The organism is Halobellus inordinatus (assembly GCF_024498335.1).
GTDB classification, from domain to species: Archaea; Halobacteriota; Halobacteria; order Halobacteriales; family Haloferacaceae; genus Haloquadratum; species Haloquadratum inordinatus.
In genome coordinates this window covers 1,101,647-1,119,060 of sequence record NZ_CP101825.1, presented here as the reverse complement: position 1 = coordinate 1,119,060, position 17,414 = coordinate 1,101,647, and the positions used below count along the sequence as shown (strand labels likewise).

The 17,414-nt window shown below is 65.2% G+C and carries 20 protein-coding genes; 8 read left to right on the top strand and 12 right to left on the bottom strand.

What is annotated here, in order from left to right:
* The first annotated feature begins 19 nt into the window (after positions 1-19).
* Positions 20-745: a DUF2103 domain-containing protein gene (locus NO362_RS05720; protein WP_121568896.1), complete on the top strand. Its 726-nt coding sequence runs from the start codon at positions 20-22 to the stop codon at positions 743-745.
* A 24-nt stretch (positions 746-769) separates the two neighbouring features.
* Here the strand turns inward: NO362_RS05720 and NO362_RS05715 are convergent, their stop codons facing one another.
* From NO362_RS05715 to NO362_RS05670, 10 genes are all read right to left on the bottom strand, one after another.
* Positions 770-1,531: a 4-phosphopantoate--beta-alanine ligase gene (locus NO362_RS05715; RefSeq protein WP_256546443.1), complete on the bottom strand. Its 762-nt coding sequence runs from the start codon at positions 1,529-1,531 to the stop codon at positions 770-772.
* Between the two features lie 111 nt (positions 1,532-1,642).
* Complete coding sequence (locus NO362_RS05710; protein ID WP_256546442.1) at positions 1,643-2,497, bottom strand: pantoate kinase; 855 nt, start codon at positions 2,495-2,497, stop codon at positions 1,643-1,645.
* A 390-nt stretch (positions 2,498-2,887) separates the two neighbouring features.
* Positions 2,888-3,094, bottom strand: coding sequence for a cold-shock protein (locus tag NO362_RS05705; protein ID WP_004978121.1), 207 nt, complete (start codon positions 3,092-3,094; stop codon positions 2,888-2,890).
* Positions 3,095-3,353: 259 nt separating this feature from the next.
* Positions 3,354-4,658 carry an aspartate--tRNA(Asn) ligase gene (aspS, locus tag NO362_RS05700; RefSeq protein ID WP_256546441.1) on the bottom strand — a complete coding sequence of 435 codons (1,305 nt, stop codon included), beginning with the start codon at positions 4,656-4,658 and terminating at the stop codon, positions 3,354-3,356.
* 215 nt (positions 4,659-4,873) lie between these two features.
* Entirely contained in the window at positions 4,874-5,596 is a 723-nt protein-coding gene (locus NO362_RS05695; protein WP_121568900.1) for a phosphoglycerol geranylgeranyltransferase, read from the bottom strand.
* A gap of 63 nt (positions 5,597-5,659) precedes the next feature.
* A complete protein-coding gene (locus NO362_RS05690) occupies positions 5,660-6,376 on the bottom strand; it encodes a winged helix-turn-helix domain-containing protein (RefSeq protein ID WP_256546440.1) in 717 nt (238 codons plus the stop codon).
* Between the two features lie 51 nt (positions 6,377-6,427).
* Positions 6,428-7,504 carry a glutamate--cysteine ligase gene (locus NO362_RS05685; protein ID WP_256546439.1) on the bottom strand — a complete coding sequence of 359 codons (1,077 nt, stop codon included), beginning with the start codon at positions 7,502-7,504 and terminating at the stop codon, positions 6,428-6,430.
* A 133-nt stretch (positions 7,505-7,637) separates the two neighbouring features.
* Positions 7,638-8,291, bottom strand: a complete 654-nt coding sequence (locus tag NO362_RS05680; protein ID WP_256546438.1) for a fibrillarin-like rRNA/tRNA 2'-O-methyltransferase — start codon at positions 8,289-8,291, stop codon at positions 7,638-7,640.
* Positions 8,288-9,139 (bottom strand): NOP5/NOP56 family protein, encoded by an 852-nt coding sequence (locus tag NO362_RS05675; RefSeq protein WP_256546437.1) that lies wholly within the window; start codon positions 9,137-9,139, stop codon positions 8,288-8,290. The genes NO362_RS05680 and NO362_RS05675 overlap by 4 nt, the downstream gene beginning before the upstream one ends.
* A 60-nt stretch (positions 9,140-9,199) precedes the next feature.
* Positions 9,200-11,182 carry a PAS domain-containing protein gene (locus NO362_RS05670; RefSeq protein ID WP_256546436.1) on the bottom strand — a complete coding sequence of 661 codons (1,983 nt, stop codon included), beginning with the start codon at positions 11,180-11,182 and terminating at the stop codon, positions 9,200-9,202.
* A 284-nt stretch (positions 11,183-11,466) separates the two neighbouring features.
* Between NO362_RS05670 and NO362_RS05665 the strand changes: the two genes are divergently transcribed.
* The 6 genes from NO362_RS05665 to NO362_RS05640 all read left to right on the top strand — a co-directional run bounded on the left by NO362_RS05665 (position 11,467) and on the right by NO362_RS05640 (position 15,874).
* On the top strand, positions 11,467-12,015 hold the full coding sequence (locus NO362_RS05665) for a DUF8009 family protein (RefSeq protein WP_256546435.1): 549 nt from the start codon (positions 11,467-11,469) through the stop codon (positions 12,013-12,015).
* Between the two features lie 226 nt (positions 12,016-12,241).
* Positions 12,242-12,892 carry a DUF6517 family protein gene (locus NO362_RS05660; protein ID WP_256288407.1) on the top strand — a complete coding sequence of 217 codons (651 nt, stop codon included), beginning with the start codon at positions 12,242-12,244 and terminating at the stop codon, positions 12,890-12,892.
* 155 nt (positions 12,893-13,047) lie between these two features.
* Complete coding sequence (locus tag NO362_RS05655; protein ID WP_256546434.1) at positions 13,048-13,212, top strand: hypothetical protein; 165 nt, start codon at positions 13,048-13,050, stop codon at positions 13,210-13,212.
* Positions 13,209-14,207 carry a magnesium/cobalt transporter CorA gene (gene corA / locus NO362_RS05650; RefSeq protein ID WP_256546433.1) on the top strand — a complete coding sequence of 333 codons (999 nt, stop codon included), beginning with the start codon at positions 13,209-13,211 and terminating at the stop codon, positions 14,205-14,207. Before NO362_RS05655 ends, corA begins: the two co-directional genes overlap by 4 nt.
* Positions 14,208-14,432: 225 nt before the next feature.
* Positions 14,433-15,503 carry a transcription initiation factor IIB gene (locus NO362_RS05645; protein ID WP_256546432.1) on the top strand — a complete coding sequence of 357 codons (1,071 nt, stop codon included), beginning with the start codon at positions 14,433-14,435 and terminating at the stop codon, positions 15,501-15,503.
* A gap of 191 nt (positions 15,504-15,694) precedes the next feature.
* Positions 15,695-15,874, top strand: coding sequence for a DUF7836 family putative zinc-binding protein (locus NO362_RS05640; RefSeq protein WP_121568908.1), 180 nt, complete (start codon positions 15,695-15,697; stop codon positions 15,872-15,874).
* Positions 15,875-15,964: 90 nt separating this feature from the next.
* On the opposite strand, the gene NO362_RS05635 is transcribed toward NO362_RS05640, so the two are convergent.
* Entirely contained in the window at positions 15,965-16,372 is a 408-nt protein-coding gene (locus tag NO362_RS05635) for a translation initiation factor IF-2 subunit beta (RefSeq protein ID WP_121568909.1), read from the bottom strand.
* 288 nt (positions 16,373-16,660) lie between these two features.
* Here NO362_RS05635 and NO362_RS05630 point away from each other — a divergent pair, with 288 nt between their 5' ends.
* Entirely contained in the window at positions 16,661-16,897 is a 237-nt protein-coding gene (locus NO362_RS05630) for a UPF0058 family protein (protein WP_121568910.1), read from the top strand.
* A gap of 136 nt (positions 16,898-17,033) precedes the next feature.
* Here the strand turns inward: NO362_RS05630 and NO362_RS05625 are convergent, their stop codons facing one another.
* Positions 17,034-17,405: a group I truncated hemoglobin gene (locus NO362_RS05625; RefSeq protein ID WP_256546431.1), complete on the bottom strand. Its 372-nt coding sequence runs from the start codon at positions 17,403-17,405 to the stop codon at positions 17,034-17,036.
* Positions 17,406-17,414 lie beyond the last annotated feature (9 nt).

The following is a 17,414-nucleotide window of genomic DNA, read 5'->3' as shown; positions in this document are numbered from 1 at the left end:
TCCGTCGTCTTCCACCGCTATGGACTGCCGGCGGTGCGGGACGCCCCTCGAACGCCCCGGGGACTACTGTCTGGTCTGCAACACGGCCAACTGCGACGCCGTCGTCGTCGCGTTCGAGCGCGACCGCGCGGAACTGACGATGCTCGACGGCGAGGAGATCGTCGGCCGCACGACGCTGACGACGGTTCCCGAAGACGACCCCGAAGCCGAGGTCGTCGAACTTCGGAACTTCGCGGGGCGCGTCGCCGACGAGATCCGCCGGAAGCGTCCCGAGACCGTCTTTGCAGCGGGCGACCGCGACGTACTGCGGGAAGCCCGCGCGCAGTTGCACCACGAGTTCTACCGCGTCGCAGCCGACGACCCGGTCGAGCGCGTCCTCGACCGCCGCGGCGAACGGTCGCTGGAAGTCGTCGAGACGCCGCCGCGAGAGAAACTCGGCGGGTCGCACTCGACGCTCATCGGCGGGCGCCGCGGCCGCAAGGCGATCGGCGTCGTCGCCAACCACCCGCACGTGAAGAAGATCGTGCCCGGCCCGATCGACGCCGGCGGGACCGGGTCGCGGACGGGACTCAGAGCGAAAGTTACGCGCGCCGACGACAACGGCAACGTCCGACTTCTACTCCGGGACGGTTCCAGCGTCCAGGAGAACCGTATCGTGACGACCGCGATGGACAGAGAGACGGGCGAGTTCGTCCGCGACGACCTCAACGACGCGCTTACCGACGCCGAGTTGCGAGAACAGTAGCGGTCCGAGAGTGCTGTGCGACGCTCACTCGAGCGTGCCGGAGCGAATCGCGTCCTCGGCGGCCGCGAGAGCGCGCTCGCGGTCGAACTCGCGCACGATCGTCTCCAGTTCCCCCCGTGAGGCCTCCTGTAGCGTCCGCGCGTGTTCGGTGATGTTCGGCACTGCGCGGAGGATGTTGTCGATGATCGGCACTGTCGCAGTCTGTGCCGAACGCGACAGCGGGTTCAGGTCGATCACGATCTCCCGTTTCCCCATCTCGGCGAGCGCTTCGGCCCGATCGCCGTCTTCGAGCGGCACGAGCACGACGTCGGCCGATCCGATGCCGTCGGCATCGACTTTCGCGCGCTCGTGATCGAGCCCGGGGATCCGGGCGTCGGCGGTGAGCCCCTTGATTTCGACGCCCGCCTCGCCCGCGTCGTGCTCGCGGAGGTGTTCGACGATGGCCTGCATCCGCTCGTCCGTCCGGTTGAACAGATTGACCTCGATGTCGGCCCCGACCACCGACGCCAGTTCGATCATCTCGCCGGGGACGAGCGCGGCGGCGTTGCCGTTGACCGAGAGGACCGGATGATCCGCGAGAAGCAGCAACGCGGCGGCGGCGCGCTCGGCTCGATCGGCCGACTGCGTCGTCTGCTCGCCGAGCAAGTAGTCGAACGCCTCGCCGCGGCCCTCCGCGATGAGGCCCTGCTTGCTCGTGATCCCCTTCTCTACGCCCGCTTCGATGCGGTGTCGCGTGAGCAGCGACTCGTATCGGGGGTGGCTCTCCGGGACGTCGATCTCGCTCATACCCCGATATTTACGGGGCAAACAAAAAGCGAGCCGATTCGACGAGCAGCCACAGCAGCCGTCACGCGTCGATCGCGGACCGTCGGCGGAAACGTCAGGTGTCAGGTTCGCTCAGGCGTCGCGTGCGCCCTGCGCGCGGAGCGTCGCCCCCGCGGCGTGGACGGAACAGACCTCGGGGTCGTAGCCCGCCGCCGAGAGGTCCCCTCCGAACGCGAATACGGTGTCACCCAGCATCGCCATCGCTGCGTCGCCGCCCGCGGCGCGAACGGCCGCGATGGCGTCGGCGACGTGGTCGGTCAGGAGGTCGGCCTCGCGAGCGAAGCGGCGCGACAGGGAGACGAGACGGTCAGGCGTGGGCCGCTCGCGGAGGTCCGCGAGCGCACGCTCTCCCGCAGCCGTCAGCGCGCGGGTGTCACCCGAGAGGACTTCCTCTGTGGAAACCGAGCCGAACGAGAGGTACTCGACGCGCGGGCTGGCCGGGACGCCGTCGAGCCGGCCGTGTTCGGGCGCGCCCGGTTCGAGCCGGATCGGGAGTCCGCCGCGGGCCTGCGCGACCACGTCGCCGAGCCCCGTCCCCGCCTCGACTTCCGCGCGGTGGGCGACGGCGACGAGGGCGTTCTCGGTCCGACGACAGTCGTACGCCGCGTTGACCGCGTAGGCGGTTCCGAGCGCCATCGCACCGGAGACGCCGAAGCCGGCTCCGAGCGGGAGGGGCGTCTCGGCGGTCACGGCCGCGTCGGTCGCGCCGAGCGCGTCGAGTACGGCGTCGACGGCGTCGACGGTGAGAACCTCGCCGTTGAGCGTCACGTCCGAGGCTCCGGCGTCGCGTTCGATCCGCACCTCGACGCCGTGTGAGAGGGTGATGCCCGCACCGCGCGAGCCCGCAACTAACGGGTCCTCGTCCGGGTGCGCGCTGAAAAACCCCGTGACGTGCCCGGGAACGAACGCCGTCGCCTCGTCGGTCATCGTGCGTCGGTTGCGCACGCGCCGTTAAATCGGGCGCGGTTTCGGCGGGGGTTGCGTCGCCACAGCCGACGTCACGATACTGCGGCCTATGAGAGCGTCATAAGCGACTTTCCACCCGAGAAAAGGAACCGCTCACGCAGCGTGTACAGATATATAGTAGCGTTTGCAAGTCTTCACTCACCTAATCGCACGCAGTCGTGCGATTGGCTGTGTAATCCGTTGCAAACGCTACTATAGCGTTCGCTCGGAGCCTGTCGTCTGATAGGGATTATCGTAACTATTCGGAGATTCTCGCCGTACCGTCCGGCGAGAGATCTATGCGGACTTACGATAATCCCTATGAAAATCGAGATGGTGTCTGTCGCTGTGAGCGACAGGTGTGTCTCGGTATTACTGTCGAACGACGTTCGCCGCGCGAGGCCCCTTGGGCGAGGACTCGATGTCGAATTCGACCTCAGTACCTTCCGTGAGGTCTTCGCCGCCGACATCCTCCATATGGAAGAAAACGTCTTCGTCGTCGTCGAGGTCGCCGTCGTCAGTCGAGATGAAACCGTAGCCGCCTGTGTCGTTGAAGAAATCAACCTTACCGTGTGCCATTACAACTAACCCGAAGGTCGTGGGAGGGATAACCCTTCTGAGGGTCGAGGTACCACGACCCCTCATTAGAGACGCCTTCGCTCTAGGGACTCAGGCGCTGGCGGTCTCGCAGGAACAGGGCGATCCCGAAGGAATCGCTTGCCCCCGCGATAGTGTCGCGTCGTCGCTTACGGCGACAGACGCTGGCGGTCTCGCGGGAACAGCGAAAAGCTCACTTCGCTCGCTTTTCTGGCTCCCGCTCGACAGCGACGCCTTCGCTCTAGGGACTCAGGCGCTGGCGGTCTCGCGGGAACAGCACAGCTTCCCGGATGTTATCGAGACCGAGCATCGTCATCACGAGACGCTCGCCGCCGAGACCCCAGCCGGCGTGCGGCGGCATCCCGTATTTGAACATCTTCGTGTAGTACTCGAACTGGTCGGGATTGAGACCCTGCTGCTCGAAGCCGGCGACGAGGTGATCGTAGCGGTGTTCACGCTGCCCGCCGGAGACGAGTTCCATCCGCGGGTGCATCATATCGAACCCCGTCGAGAGCTGCTCGTCGTCGTCGTGGTCCTTGATGTAGAACGGCTTGATCTCGCTGGGCCAGTCGGTGATGAAGTAGTGCTCGCCGACGTCCTCGCCGAGCGCGCGCTCGCCCTCGGTCGGGAGGTCGTCGCCCCAGACGAGCTGTTCGTCGAGTTCGCCCGTCGCGTTGATCCGCTCGATGGCCTCCTCGTAGGTGAGCCGCGGGAAGTCGCCCTCGGGCACCTCGAACTCCTCGTCGAGACCGAGCAGTTCGAGCTGACGCTGGCAGTTCTCTGCGACGCCCTCGTAGGCGCTCTTGACGACGTGTTCGCAGGCGTCCATCGCCTCCGTGTGATCGACGAACGCCGACTCGAAGTCGATCGAGGTCGCCTCGTTGAGGTGCCGCGGCGTGTTGTGCTCTTCGGCGCGGAAGATCGGACCGATCTCGAAGACGCGTTCGAGGCCGGAGCCGACCATCAGCTGCTTGAACAGCTGCGGCGACTGGTTCATAAAGGCCTCCTCGCCGAAGTAGGTGATCGGGAACAGCTCGGTGCCGCCTTCGGTCCCGGTCGCGACGATCTTCGGCGTGTTGATCTCCGTACAACCGATGTCGCGGAAGGCGTCGCGGACAGAGCGGAGGATCTCCGCGCGGATCTCGAAGATCGCTTTCACTTCCTCCTTGCGGAGGTCGAGCGTTCGGTTGTCGAGCCGCGTCGAGAGTTCGGCGTCGACCTTTCCGGAGGGGTCGAGCGGCAGTTCGGTGTCGGACTCCGCGAGCACCTCGATGCTCTCGGGGATGATCTCGACGTCGGTCGGCGCGCGCGGCTCCTCTTTCACCGAGCCGGTGACGGTGATGACGCTCTCCCGAGAGACGTCGAGTCCGGTCTCGACGAGATCTGCGTCCATCGAGTCCTCTTCGAGTTTGATCTGAATCTTCCCAGACTTGTCTCGGAGGATCAGGAAGGCGATCCCGCCGAGGTCACGGACCTCGTGGACCCAGCCAGCGACAGTGACCTCGTCGCCAGGCTCGGCGTCGGCCGTGAAGGTTCTGCCTTGCATACTCCGTGTTACCGACCGCCCGGTCTTAAAAACGGTCGGTTCGGACCCGAAGTGTGTCGTCCCCGCACGGAACTGCGAGCGGTGCGCGCGGCTCAAGCGATCGGTCGTCCGAGGAGACGCAAAAACGAAGGCGAATGCGAGGGCGAAGACAGCGACGAAACGTGCGGGAGAGCGGCGAAAATAGCGGCGGGGAGTGAAGGCCGGAGCAGAGCGCGCTACTCGACGACGGCTTCGGCGTGGGCGTCCTTGACGCCTTCGACGGTTTCCCGAACGGCGTCGACACCTTCGTCGTGGAGGAGGTCGCCGACCACGATCGTGTCGGCGTTCTGCCCCATCTCGTAGGCGGTGTCGTAGTCGTGGATCCCGCCGCCGTAGAACAGCGTCGACTCTTCGAGCGCGTCGCGGGCGGCCGCGACCTTCTTCGGATCGCCGAAAGTACCCGAGTACTCGATGTAGATGATCTCCTGGCCGAACATCTTCTCGGCGACGGCCGCGAACGAGGCGACGTCCTCGGCGGTCTGGTCGGTGTCTGCCTCGGTCACTTCGGCGACGGACGCGTCGGGGTTCAACACGACGTAGGCTTCCGTCGTCGTTCGGTCCCAGTCGAGGGGACCGTCGATGCGGACCCACTCTTTGTGTGCGCCGGTCACCCAAAACGAGGACTCGGCGTTGAACACCGTCGGGACGAGGTAGCCGTCGAGGTCCTCGGATTCGATGACGACCCCGGGATTCGACGGCTCCTGGTACAGCGGCACGTCGTAGCGCGAACACGCGTCGACGACGCGCTGCATCTTGTCGGTCGTGATGTCGAGCGTTCCCCCGATCTCGATCGCGTCGGTTCCAGTCTCACAGACGTCTTCGAACGTCTCGCCGTCGACGAGATCTTTGTCCGGGTCCACTTTCAGCACGTGGTCCCACTCCGTCCAAGGCCCGGTCATTGACGATACGTCTCCCGGGGAACGTTAAAAATGGCGCGGAAGCGGTGGCCGTCGACCGGCGTGCTAGGCCTGTTCACTGTCGTCTTCGCCGCCTTCATCCTCGTCGCCGTCGCCCTCGTCACTAGCGTCGTGAGCGTCGTCGTGCTTCGGGTCGTCGCCATCCTCGCCGACAGTGATCGTGACCGGCCCGACGCTCGTCTCGCCCTCGTCGTCCGCGTCGTCACCGAGTCGGCGGTCGAGGTTGAACACCGTGTTCAGTTCCGACTGCACCTGCTCGGCGACGCCGCGGACCAGTTCGCTCGGCGCGATCGCGGTGTACTCGTAGGGGTTGTTGCCCGCGCCGGCGCTCTCGCGCTTGCGACGGGTGACGGTCTCCTCGTCGTGCAGTTCGGCGAGCGCCTCGCGGACGGTGCTCGGGTAGAGCCCGGTCCCGTCGGCGACCTCCTCGCTCGTCGAGTGGGGGTTCTTCCGGAGATAGACGTAGATCCGCGCGCGGGTTTCCGTGTCGAGGAGCCACGCGAGGAGGTCGACGATTCCCTCGTCGAACTCCGAGACGGCGCGGTCGGCCTCCGCTTCGAGGCGTGCACGCGTACTCTCGCCGTCCGCATCGACGTCCGTCTCCGCCTCCTCGGCCGCCGCCGCGTCGCTGGATCCGTGGTAGGTGTCCTCGCCGACTTCGATGTCGATACCGTCGTCTTCGCTCCCGTCTGCCGCGTCTGCGTCAGTCAGTCGGTCAGTTCCGTCGCTCTCGGTCTCGTCTGTCGGCTCGTCAGGGGACATCGTGTTCTAGTCGAAAGGTCAAAACTCGCGAGACAAAAGCCTTTCTCGGGATCAGTCGAGACAGAGCGCTTCACAGAGTGCGTCGAGTCCCTCCTCCTCGTGAATCCGACGCTGCCACGCCGCGCCGCTCTCCATCTCGAAGCGCGTCCGGAGGCTGTCGATGCCGAGACGGTCGGACTCGGCAGCGACGAACTCGCCGAGCGTGATCGTGTCTTCGACGTCGCGCGTGATGAACGACGCGTCGTAGCCGTAGCGGATCGCGTGCCACTTGTTGGCGTCGAGGATCTCTCGGCGGATGTCTGTCCCCGACTCGCCGTCCTCGTAGCGGGCGGCGAGGTCTTCGACGAGCGCGTGCACGTACTCGACGAACGCCACGGTCGCCGCCGGGTCGGTCTGGGCGTCGGGCGTGCGGACTTCGACGGTCCCGTGGCCCGTGTGTGGCCGCACGTCGTACCAGAGCTCCCCGCGGTCCTCGATCGATCCGAGTTCGACCATTTTGCGCTCGAACTGCTGGTAGGTCTCGAAGTCCTCGAAGTACGTCGGCATTCCCGTGTTCGGGAGCGCCTCGAAGATCTTCGCACGAGCGGATGCTAATCCGGTGTCGAAGCCGTTCCAGAACGGGGAGTTGACAGAAAGTGCGAGCACCGGCGGGAGGTACCAGCGGAGCTCGTTGGCGATCCACGTCGCCTTGTCGGCGTCGTCGACGCCGACGTGGACGTGGAGACCGGCGGTCGTGTTGCGGTGCTGGGGATACTGGATGCGGTCCAGCTGAGACTTGTACCGTGGCTTCGTGGCGTGATCGAGTTCGCGCCACTTCGCCGCCGGGTGGAGTCCGGCGGCCGCGATCCGATAGCCGTGTTCGGCGGCGTGATCGACGAGAGCCTCGCGAACCTCACGGACCACCTCGTCGACCGCGTCGACGTCCTCGATGAGCGGCGTCTGCGTCTCGATCGTGAACTGGAACAGTTCGTGGTCGATTCGGTCCTCGAGGATTCCTCCGGGGGGATGATCGTAGACGAGATCCGAGATGCCCGACGCCGGGTAGCCCCGCTCGTCGACTATGTAGAACTCCTCTTCGACGCCGAGCGTGCCCATCCGGTCGAAGGCGTCCGCCGACCCTAGCTCCATCGGCACGTGGTTTGCGGCGGCCGATTAAATATGTCGCGGGCTGCGGCGAACGATTCGCCCATCCGCGCTGGGGGCGACCGTCGGCCCGAAGCCGATGGCGCCACTCCCGGAACCGACGCGGTCGTCGGCGCGCTCACTCGGACCCCTCCGGTCGCGGCTCGGCGACGACCGCGAGGTGATCGTCGTGGAAGCGGTCCAGCCGCTGGGTTTCGAGGATCTCGTAGCCCGCTCGAAGTTCGGCGAGCACGTCGTCGAAGACCTCCGCGGGGTCGCTGAGGACGTCCTCGCTCCGCGCCTTGAACGCGGCGAGCAGCCGGCCGTCCGGCGCGAGGAACTCCCGGTTCCGCAGCGCCACCGTCGCCTGCCCGCGGGTCGCGACGTCCTGGATCAGACAGTCCAGGTCGGATTCGACGACGTGGGCGTACGTCTCCGGCTCGCGGGCGTCTTTCAGCAGCGGGAAGAGATTCGGCCGCGACTCGGCGACGCCGACGAGGTCACGCGTCGGGCGCGGGGCGAACTCGACGGCGTACGTCGGGCCGGCGAAGTCCGCGACGTGCGAGACGGTCGTGCCCGAGGCCGCGCCGAGATAGAGCACGCCGTCGTCGCCGTCGATGCCGAGGTCCATCCCGATTTCGAGCATCGCACCGAGTTTCGACCGCCCGGCGTCCCACGCGCGCCAGCCCTCGTCGTCCTGCGGTTCGCCGTAGACCGGGTCGCCACGGGTGGCGAGTCGCTCGCGGCCGTCGAATCGCCGGCGCTCGACGCCGGCAGGGAGCGCGGGGCTCATTGGCTCACCTCCCGCTCGCGGATCGTCGCCATCCGCTCTGTGAGGTCGTCGTGGACGGACTGCTTGAACTCGCCCGAGTAGTAGTCGATCCGGGCTGCAATCGCGAGCTTGCCGGCGAACGCCCGCGCGGCCGACCCACGGTGGTCGGGGTGAGTCCCACGGACGTACTCGTGCGTGAAGATGACGCCGTGTTTCGGCGAGGAGCCGCGGCCGCGCAAGTGCGCGAAGAGCGCGTCCTCCGCGCCGAGCACCTGCACCGTCCCGGCGGGCTTTTTCGCCAGCGACTCCAGTCCGCCGGCGAGCGAGAGCAGTCGCGCTGCGAGGACGGGACCGGCCATCTCGGCGAGGTTGGGGGCGACGTCGGGGGCGTGTGACTCCACGAACGAGCGGAGCTCGGCGCGCTCGTCGTCGAGGTCGACGACCCGCTCGGCGAGCGAGACGACGCGCACCTCGGCGGGCGTCTCGGGGGTCCACGCTGCGACCTCGCGGGCACCGTCGACGCCGCCGGGGACGTCGCGGTCGAACGTGCCTGCCCACTCGGCGAGACGCTCGGCGAGTTCGTTCGCGGTTCGCTCGGCGTCGTCCATCGCGCGGACCGCGTGCGTGAGCTGTTTGTCGTCCGAGCGCTCGCGCTCCTGGACGGCCTCGCGGGTCGCCGCGAGCGTCGCCTCGTGAAGCGCGCCGTAGTAGTCGGCTTCGTCGGCAGCGAAGCCCGCCCGGACCGCTTCGGCCGGCCAGTCCCGAGGGTGCTCGGCCGTTCGGTCGTAGATCGCCGCCGCGCCGGCGTCGAGGTCCCCCGGATCGACGTCGACGAACCATCCCGCACTTTCGGGACGCTGATCGCTCATACCCGTCCTTGCGTACGGACTCGTATATGTATTCTCGAAGGCGTCGGCGGCCGTCGCCGCTCAGGCGATCGGGAGTTCGACGGCGAACACCGCACCCTCGGCGTCGGTCGCAGCAGCGGGCGCTGTACGCGTGTCGGCGGGCCGCCCCGCCGTCTCGTCTTCTATCCAGACGTCCCCGCCGTAGGCCTCGACGAGCGTGCGAACGAGATAGAGTCCGACGCCCGTGCCCTCGCTGTCGAGACCCTTCTCGCCTTTCCCGAAGATCGACGGTCGGAGGTCCTCGGGGACCCCGGGGCCGTTGTCGGCGACGCGCACGGTGACCGCCCCCGCGTCGTCGTCGACCGTCGCCGAGACCGTCACTTCGGGAACGTCCTTGTCGTTGTGCTGGACGGCGTTCTTCAGCAGGTTTCGAAACACCGACGAGAGCATATCGTCGGCCAGGACCTCGACCGCCGGCAACGACCCCGCCACTGCGACTGTGGCGCCATCGAACGTCTCACAGACCTCGGTGATCTGCGTCTGGAGGATGTCGTCCAAGCAGACACGGGTCGGGTCGCGGTCCGGATGGACCATCACTTCCGCGAGGTCGGCCGCCGTGTGGGTCAGTTCGACTGCCGACTCGGCGTTGTTCAGAATCTTGGTCAGGTGCTCGTTCCCGTCGGCGTCGACGTAGGGGCCGAGCAGGTCGCCGTAACCGAGCACGACCTGGAGGTTGTTCCTGATGTCGTGTCGGACGACCTTGTTCAACAGGTCGAGGCCGTCGCGCTGCTCTTCGAGTTGCTGTTCGTACGCCTTGCGTTCAGTAATGTCGCGGCTCACACCGACGAGTCCGATGATCTCGCCCGACTCGTCGCGGTAGGGGAACTTGTTGTCGATGAAGACGTGTTCAGTCCCATCGACGTAGCGGACGCGCTCCCACGTCTCCCCGGATCCGGTCTCGAAGACGTGGCGGTCGTCGGCTCTGACCGCGTCGGCGCTCTCGGTGTCGAACAGTTCGTCGTCGGTCTTGCCGACGACCGTCTCGGGCGTCTCATCGAAGATGTCAGCACCGACCTCGTTGATGAAGACGTACTCGCTCTCGCGGTTCTTGATGTAGATGGCTTCGGACGTGTTGTGTACGATCGCGTCGAGGCGACGCTTCGCTTCCGTGAGTTCCCGTTCGCGCTGTTTGCGCTCTGTAATCTCCCGTGAGAAGATCGAGAGGCCGTCCTCGTCGGGGTGGACATCGACTTCGACCCAGTAGTCGAACGGCGCTTCGACGTACATCTCGAACGACTGCGGCTCGTTCGTCTCCATCGCAGCCCGGTAGTTCGACTCGGCTTCCGTCCCGACGATCTCGGGGAACGCCGTCCAGAGCCGTTCGCCGAGGGCGTCCGCGGCCGACACGTCAGTTCGATCGGCCATCTGGTCGTTCCAGTACGTGATCTCCCACTCCGAGTCGACGGCGTAGTACGCGTCCGAGATGCGCTCTGTGAGCTGCTCGTACTGGCGCTTCTGGGCCTCCAGGTCTTCGCGGGCCAAGACGCCGCCGATCGCGGTCCCGATCGTCGCGCCGAGTTCTGCCAGGAGCGTCTGCTCGGACGCCTCGAAGGCCTCGGGCCGTCCGGAGTACACGTTCAAGACGCCGTACGCCCGATCGCCTTCGACGAGCGGAACGGCGGCGCTCGATTCGAACCCGTGGGCAAGCGCCTGCTCGCGCCAGGGTTCGTAGTCCGGATCGTCCCGAATGCGCTGCATAATCTGCGCCGTACCGGTGCGGAGCGCCACCGCGGTCGGGCCGTTCGCCTCCGCAGAGTCGTCGAGCGCGATCGAGATCTCGTCGAGGTACTCTTGTCCCGTCCCTGCAATCGCGCTCGGAACGACGGCGTTAGTGTCGGTATCGTGCACCCCGATCCAGGCGAAGACGTACGGCTCAGAGTCCGCAAAGGCTCGACAGACTGCGGCTTCGAGTTCGTCTCGTGTCTTCACTTCCACGAGTGCCTCGTGAACACGGCGGATGACCCCGTCGATGCGTAACCGCGTGTCGTCCCCCGAACTGCTCATTGTACAGAACAGTTATCTGTGAGAATGAATAGATTGTGATTCGTCTGTGATGTCTTGTACGATGGTTACACTATTAAGCAATTCAATATGTCGTCGCCCGTGAACACACCACGGTAAGAGTTAACACGCCAGGATCCTTTCAGGCGGAGTGATGAGTGGTCGACAATCCTTCGTCTGTCAGGACTGCGGTTTTCGCGTCTCTCCCGGCTCGTTCCGCGCTCGATGTCCCGAGTGCAACGGTGACCTCGGCGCACCCGACACCGCGCGGTGGGGCGCGGGGTGAGATGACGGAGCACGATGGGACGGGAGAGGACCCCTCTCGTCCACCTTCGTCTGTGGATTCGGCGTCGTCCGCGACGGGCCCGCATCGGATCAGATCGCTCGCCGTGACGACAGCGGACGTCGTCGACGGACTCGAAGCGGCGTCCCGGAGCCAGCGGGCGGTCGTGCTGCGCGTGACGCCGCCCTTCTCGGGTCGAATGCGAGCGCGGATCCACGACGCTGGCATCGTCGGTCCGGACGAGGAAGCGGCGTCCAGTTCGGAGACGGACACAGTGGCAGTCGACAGTGAGAGCGGCTCCGGCGACGCGCCGTCACCGATACACCTCGCCCCCGAGCGGTTCGTTGCAGACCCGCCGTCGTATCCGACCGTCGACGACACCGAAGACGAACTCCGCGCCTCGGAGACGCCCTACACGCGAGAACGGCATCGCGAACGCCACCAGGAGGCTGTCGACCAGTGGCGCGAACAGGTCCGGGAACGACTGGTTGAGGAAGTCACGTTGGAGACCGCGACTGGCCCACACACCGTTTCAGTCTCGTATCTCGGGTAACGAGATATAGGGATTATCGTAAGTCTCCATAGATTTCTCGCCGGACGGTACGGCGAGAATCTCCGAACAGTTACGATAACCCCTATAGTAGCATTTGCAACTGATTGCGCACCCGATCGTACACTGTCGGACGATCGAGCGGGTGATGACGTGCAAATGCTGCTATCGTCGACGTCGGGGTCGACCCGCGGATTTAAACCCGATCGGGTGAGTACCTCCGGTCGTGATATCGAACCGTCGCGTGGTAGCCGCTGTCGCCGTCGCGCTCCTGCTCTCGACGAGCGGCTGTATCGGCTTTCTCACTGGAAGCGAAGCGCTCACGTTCACCGCGGAACCGGCTGCCGTCGCTGATTCGGCAGTCGAAGAAGCGGGGTACGAGTCGAATGGGACGCGGGAAATCACCGTGAACCGGACGTTCGAGGTCGCCGGCCAGGAACGCCGCGTCGTCGCCACGAACCAGGTCACGAGCTACGATAAGAGTCTGGACCTCGGACCGCTGGGCGAGACGCGCCTCGGTGTCTTCACCGTGGTCTCGACGCCCGCCGTCGAGATCGCCGGCCAGACCCTCAACCCGATCGGGCAGTTCTCGAACGCGCGGCTGGTCGAGTTCGTCCAGCAGCGCTACTCCGGCCTGAGCGACATTCGACAGGTGAGCGAACGGAACATCACCGTCCAGGGGACCGAGACGACGGTGACGAAGTTCGCGGGAACGGCGACCGTAGAGGGCCGAGAGATCGACGTCTTCGTTCACGTGACGAAGTACCGCGACGGTGAGGACTTCGTCCTCGCGATCGGCGTCTACCCCCAGCAGCTCGACGGTGAGGAGGAGAACGTCCTGTCGATGATGCGCGCGCTCGAACACCCGGTCTCGGACTGATACTGTCAGACAGAACTATGTGAAAAGTATCGGCACCCCGTCGGTGCCAATATGATTCACGAACCTCTGTCTGACAGTATGACGACGCCGGAGCGCGCACCGTATCCGCTTTTGACCCGAACAACGCTTTTGTCCTCGCTCCGAGAGTGTCAGCTATGCGACGAACGCGGCTGATCGGAATCTCGCTCACCGCGCTCGCTCTCGTCGGGTACGCGGTCGGTGTCGCCGCGCCGTATCCGGGGCGCTCGGTGACGATCGTCGGCGTGATGGTCGGTGTGACGCTCTACGCCATCAGTTACGACGGGAGTGGGACGACGTGATCTCGGCGATCGTCTACGACGTCGGGCGGGTCGACCACCACACGATCGAGAGCGAATCGGACCTCCGAGCGGCACGCGAAGCCCCCGGAACGACGTGGGTCCGAGTGAGTGCGCCGACACGGGAGGAAGAGCAGATGGTCGCCGAGGCGTTCTCGTTGCACCCGCTGGAGATGGAGGACGTTCGCGGCGACGTCAGGCCGAAGACCGCAGAGTTCGAGGGCCACACGTTCGTGTTAGTGAAGACGGTCGCGCTCGAACGAGGCGAGACGACGTTCGACGAAGAGATCCGGACGCAGCCGATCGGGCTGTTTCTCGGCAGCGACTGGCTCGTGACGGTGACGGCCGAAACCGGGCACGTCGACGTCGTCTCCGACGTCTGGCAGTCCGTCGAGAATCAGGAGGGTCGGACGCTGAAACAGGGGCCGGACTTCGCGGCCTACCGCGTGATCGACCACGCCGTCGAGGACTACTTCGACCTGCTCGACACCGTCGGCGACACGATCGAAGAGATCGAGGAGGCGATCCTCTCGACGCCGGACGAGGAACTCATCGAGGGGCTCAACGCCGTCCGGCGGGACTTGCTCTCGTTCCGGAAGGTCGTCTGGCCGATGCGGGAGGCGGTCGGGGTGCTGGCGCGTGGCGACGTCGAGCGCGTCAGCGAACCGACAGAGAAGTTCTACCGCGACGTCTACGACCACCTGGTCGAGATCGTCGATCTCACCGAGACGTACCGGGATCTCACGCGTGGAACGCGCGACATCTACCTCAACGTCGTCTCTCAATCGACGAACGACGTGATGAAGCGGCTGACTGTCGTCGCGACGATCTTCATCCCGCTGACGTTCGTCGTCGGCGTCTACGGGATGAACTTCGGCGATCACGCGACGAACCTCCCGGAACTGACGTGGCCGTACGCCTATCCCGCAGTCGTCGGCGGAATGGGACTGGTCACGGCAATATTGCTCGTTCACTTTCGGCGAGAGGGCTGGCTCTGAGCGACGGCCCCCCGAAACCTTCGGAACGTATATATAGCCTTGGCGGGCCACCAGTGGCAGGTCGTTTGAGGGCTAATATGCACGTATTGGGGCTCAAAGATCGTGAATAATCGGCTTTCAGCCGCCAAAATATTTAAATACTTCGGGTACTTACAGATAGTAAGGTCAGTTCGGGCCGGGTTCTCTCTTATTCCTCCCGGTCGCGAACGAACCTCCCTCCCCATCATGAGTGATACACGCACCAGAGAGCACGTAGCGGGCCGCAGCACACGGCAAGCGGACGAACGCGAGGACGATACACAAGTGACAACCCACAATACTGAAACGCGAACCGACGGAGAACGCACCGAGAGCGAGCACGAAGAGCACGCTCACGAAGAAGAGACCGAAGCAGAAGAGCACGTCTGCCCGGAGTGTGGCGGCACGCTCATCACCGACGAAGCCCGCGGCGAGACGGTCTGTGCGGACTGTGGCCTCGTCGTCGACGAGGGCTCGATCGACCGCGGCCCCGAGTGGCGGGCCTTCGATAGCGCCGAGCGCGACCGCAAATCTCGCGTCGGCGCGCCGACGACGAACCTGATGCACGACAAGGGGCTGTCGACCAACATCGGCTGGCAGAACAAAGACGCCTACGGCAACTCGCTGTCGTCGCGACAGCGCGAGCAGATGCAACGCCTCCGCACGTGGAACGAGCGCTTCCGCACGCGCGACTCGAAAGAGCGCAACCTCAAACAGGCGCTCGGCGAGATCGACCGGATGGCCTCGGCGCTCGGCCTCCCGGAGAACGTCCGGGAGACCGCGTCGGTCATCTACCGCCGCGCGCTGAGCGAGGACCTACTTCCCGGCCGTTCGATCGAGGGCGTCGCGACCGCCGCGCTGTACGCCGCGGCCCGACAGGCCAGGACGCCCCGCTCGCTCGACGAGATCGAGCGCGTCTCGCGCGTCGACAAGATGGAGTTGACTCGGACGTACCGCTACGTCGTCCGTGAGCTCAAATTGGAAGTCGAGCCCGCAGACCCCGAACAGTACGTCCCCCGGTTCGCCTCGGAACTCGGCCTCTCGGACGAGGCCGAACGACAGGCGCGACAGCTGCTCCGAAACGCGAAGCAGGCCGCGATCCACTCGGGGAAGTCGCCGGTCGGCCTCGCGGCCGCGGCCGTCTACGCGGCCGCCCTGCTCACCAACGAGAAGGTGACCCAGAGCCAGGTCAGCGAGGTCGCCGACGTCTCCGAGGTCACGATCCGGAACCGGTACAAAGAGCTCCTCGAGGTCGACGACCCGGGGATGCTCGCGTAGGCGACGACGCAGCGCCGAGGGAGGACGTAGCGAATCGGGAAGAGAGGGAACGGGTCAAATCGTCCACGCGGACGAACGGCCCGGGACGGTTCCCGTCGAGCGGCCCGAGACAGCCCCCGTCGAGCAGCTATTCGGCCGTCGACGGTACCGGCGCAACAACCTTTATTGACGTACCGGGAGTCGATTGGGCTATGGTCGAAGCGTTTGTCCGACTGCTGTGCCCTGAATGCGGGAAAGGCTGGGAGGCGAAGCCGACGTCGCTACCCAATCACCGTGAAAACTATACGTGCTCTTCTTGCGGTGCGACCCGTCGGCTCGCGGAGTTTATGCGGACCGAACGCGACCTCGACACCGTAAAACAGTTCGAGTGAAGCAGCAGGCTGTGCCGACGGCCCGCGGCAGACGCGACTGGCATCGTGCTACGGACCTCGGGGCGACCCAGGTCCGTCCTCGCGACCGTATCAGAGGTCAGGAACCGTCGAGAGCGCGCCGCAGGCGTCGCATTTCAGCATCGTCGTGCCGCGCTCTTCGACGAGTCGCGTGTCCGGCGATCCGCATTCGCTGCACGTGACGAAGTCGTCGACGTACGTTTCGAGCGCCTCCGCGACCCGCCGTTGTTTGAAGTCGCCCGTGAAGCGCGCGCGGCCGCGGTCGTCGATCTGCGCGCTCGTCCCGAGCTCCGACTGCAGAAACCGGACCAGATGATCCGGGTCGCGCGCGAGCCGGTCGTGCGTCGACTCGAAGTTCTCCCAGACCGTGGCGTTGCCCTCCTGGCGGACCTCCGGATCCGGGACCTCGAACCGGTCTCCACCTTCGGCGATGTCGGGCGACTGGTCGAGTGCGCGGTCGAGTTGATCGTCGTAGTCCATACCCTCGTTATGGGGCCGCGTCGTGTAAAGCGTTCATATACTGTCGATCCTGTCGTGGTTCGTGTTTCTCTAGAAACACTTTTTACGGCCCTGATGTATAGAACAGTATAACGATCAATGACACTTGTCCAACAATAACCGGATAATCGGTGGGCCGTCCCGGAATCCTTCATCATTGTCGACCTGAAATCGGTCGATTTGGGGCGTTTCATCGGGATATTCGGCAGGTCCGTGTTAACGAGACTCAGGATAGTAATATATTCTTCGAGTCTCAACAGACTTTTGCTCATGAAGAAGCAGGAGCTCATCCACCTTCACGGCCTGCTTGCGGAAGTACACACACAGGTCGAAGCGTGGGAAGACGAGGAAGTTTCGCTCGAAGCATACAACGAACTCGGCGTCCGACCGACCTCGATTCACAAGTCGAAAACCGATCACAAAGCCGCCGTTTTTAAACTAGTCAAAGGAATCACCTCCTCGATGGACGAAGTCGAGCAGGACCGCGTCGCAGCCGCCGCCGACTGACCCCCGACGACTCGCCGCATCCTCCGCACACCACGTCTCAGAGCGATAGCCACAGCGACACACGGGGCCGTCGTCCGCCGGCGCACCCACGCGCGTCGCATCCGATCTACCTACGATCGCGTCTGTAGCCGCCTGCTCACCGGTCCGCGCGCGCCAGTAACTCCTCCTCGTACGCCGCGACGGCCTGCACGACTTTCGCGGCGTCGTCTTCCGGAACGTCGAACGCGTCGAGACTGTCCGAGAGGTGCTCGATAGCGCGCTCGATATGCTCCTCAGTGAACGGGACGTGAAGGTGCGCCTCGCGGATCGGGGCGGCGTCGTACGTTTCGGGTCCACCTGCGGCCTCACACAGAAAGTCGGTCTGTGTCTGTCGGAGACGTTCGACGTCAGCGTCCTCGAAGAACGGGCCTATGTCCTCGTCCGCGACGAGTCGGTCGTAGAAGTCGTCGACGACGGTGCGAATCCCCTCGCGTTGGCCGAGTCGATCGTACAGCGTCTCGTTCACCATATCTCGCGG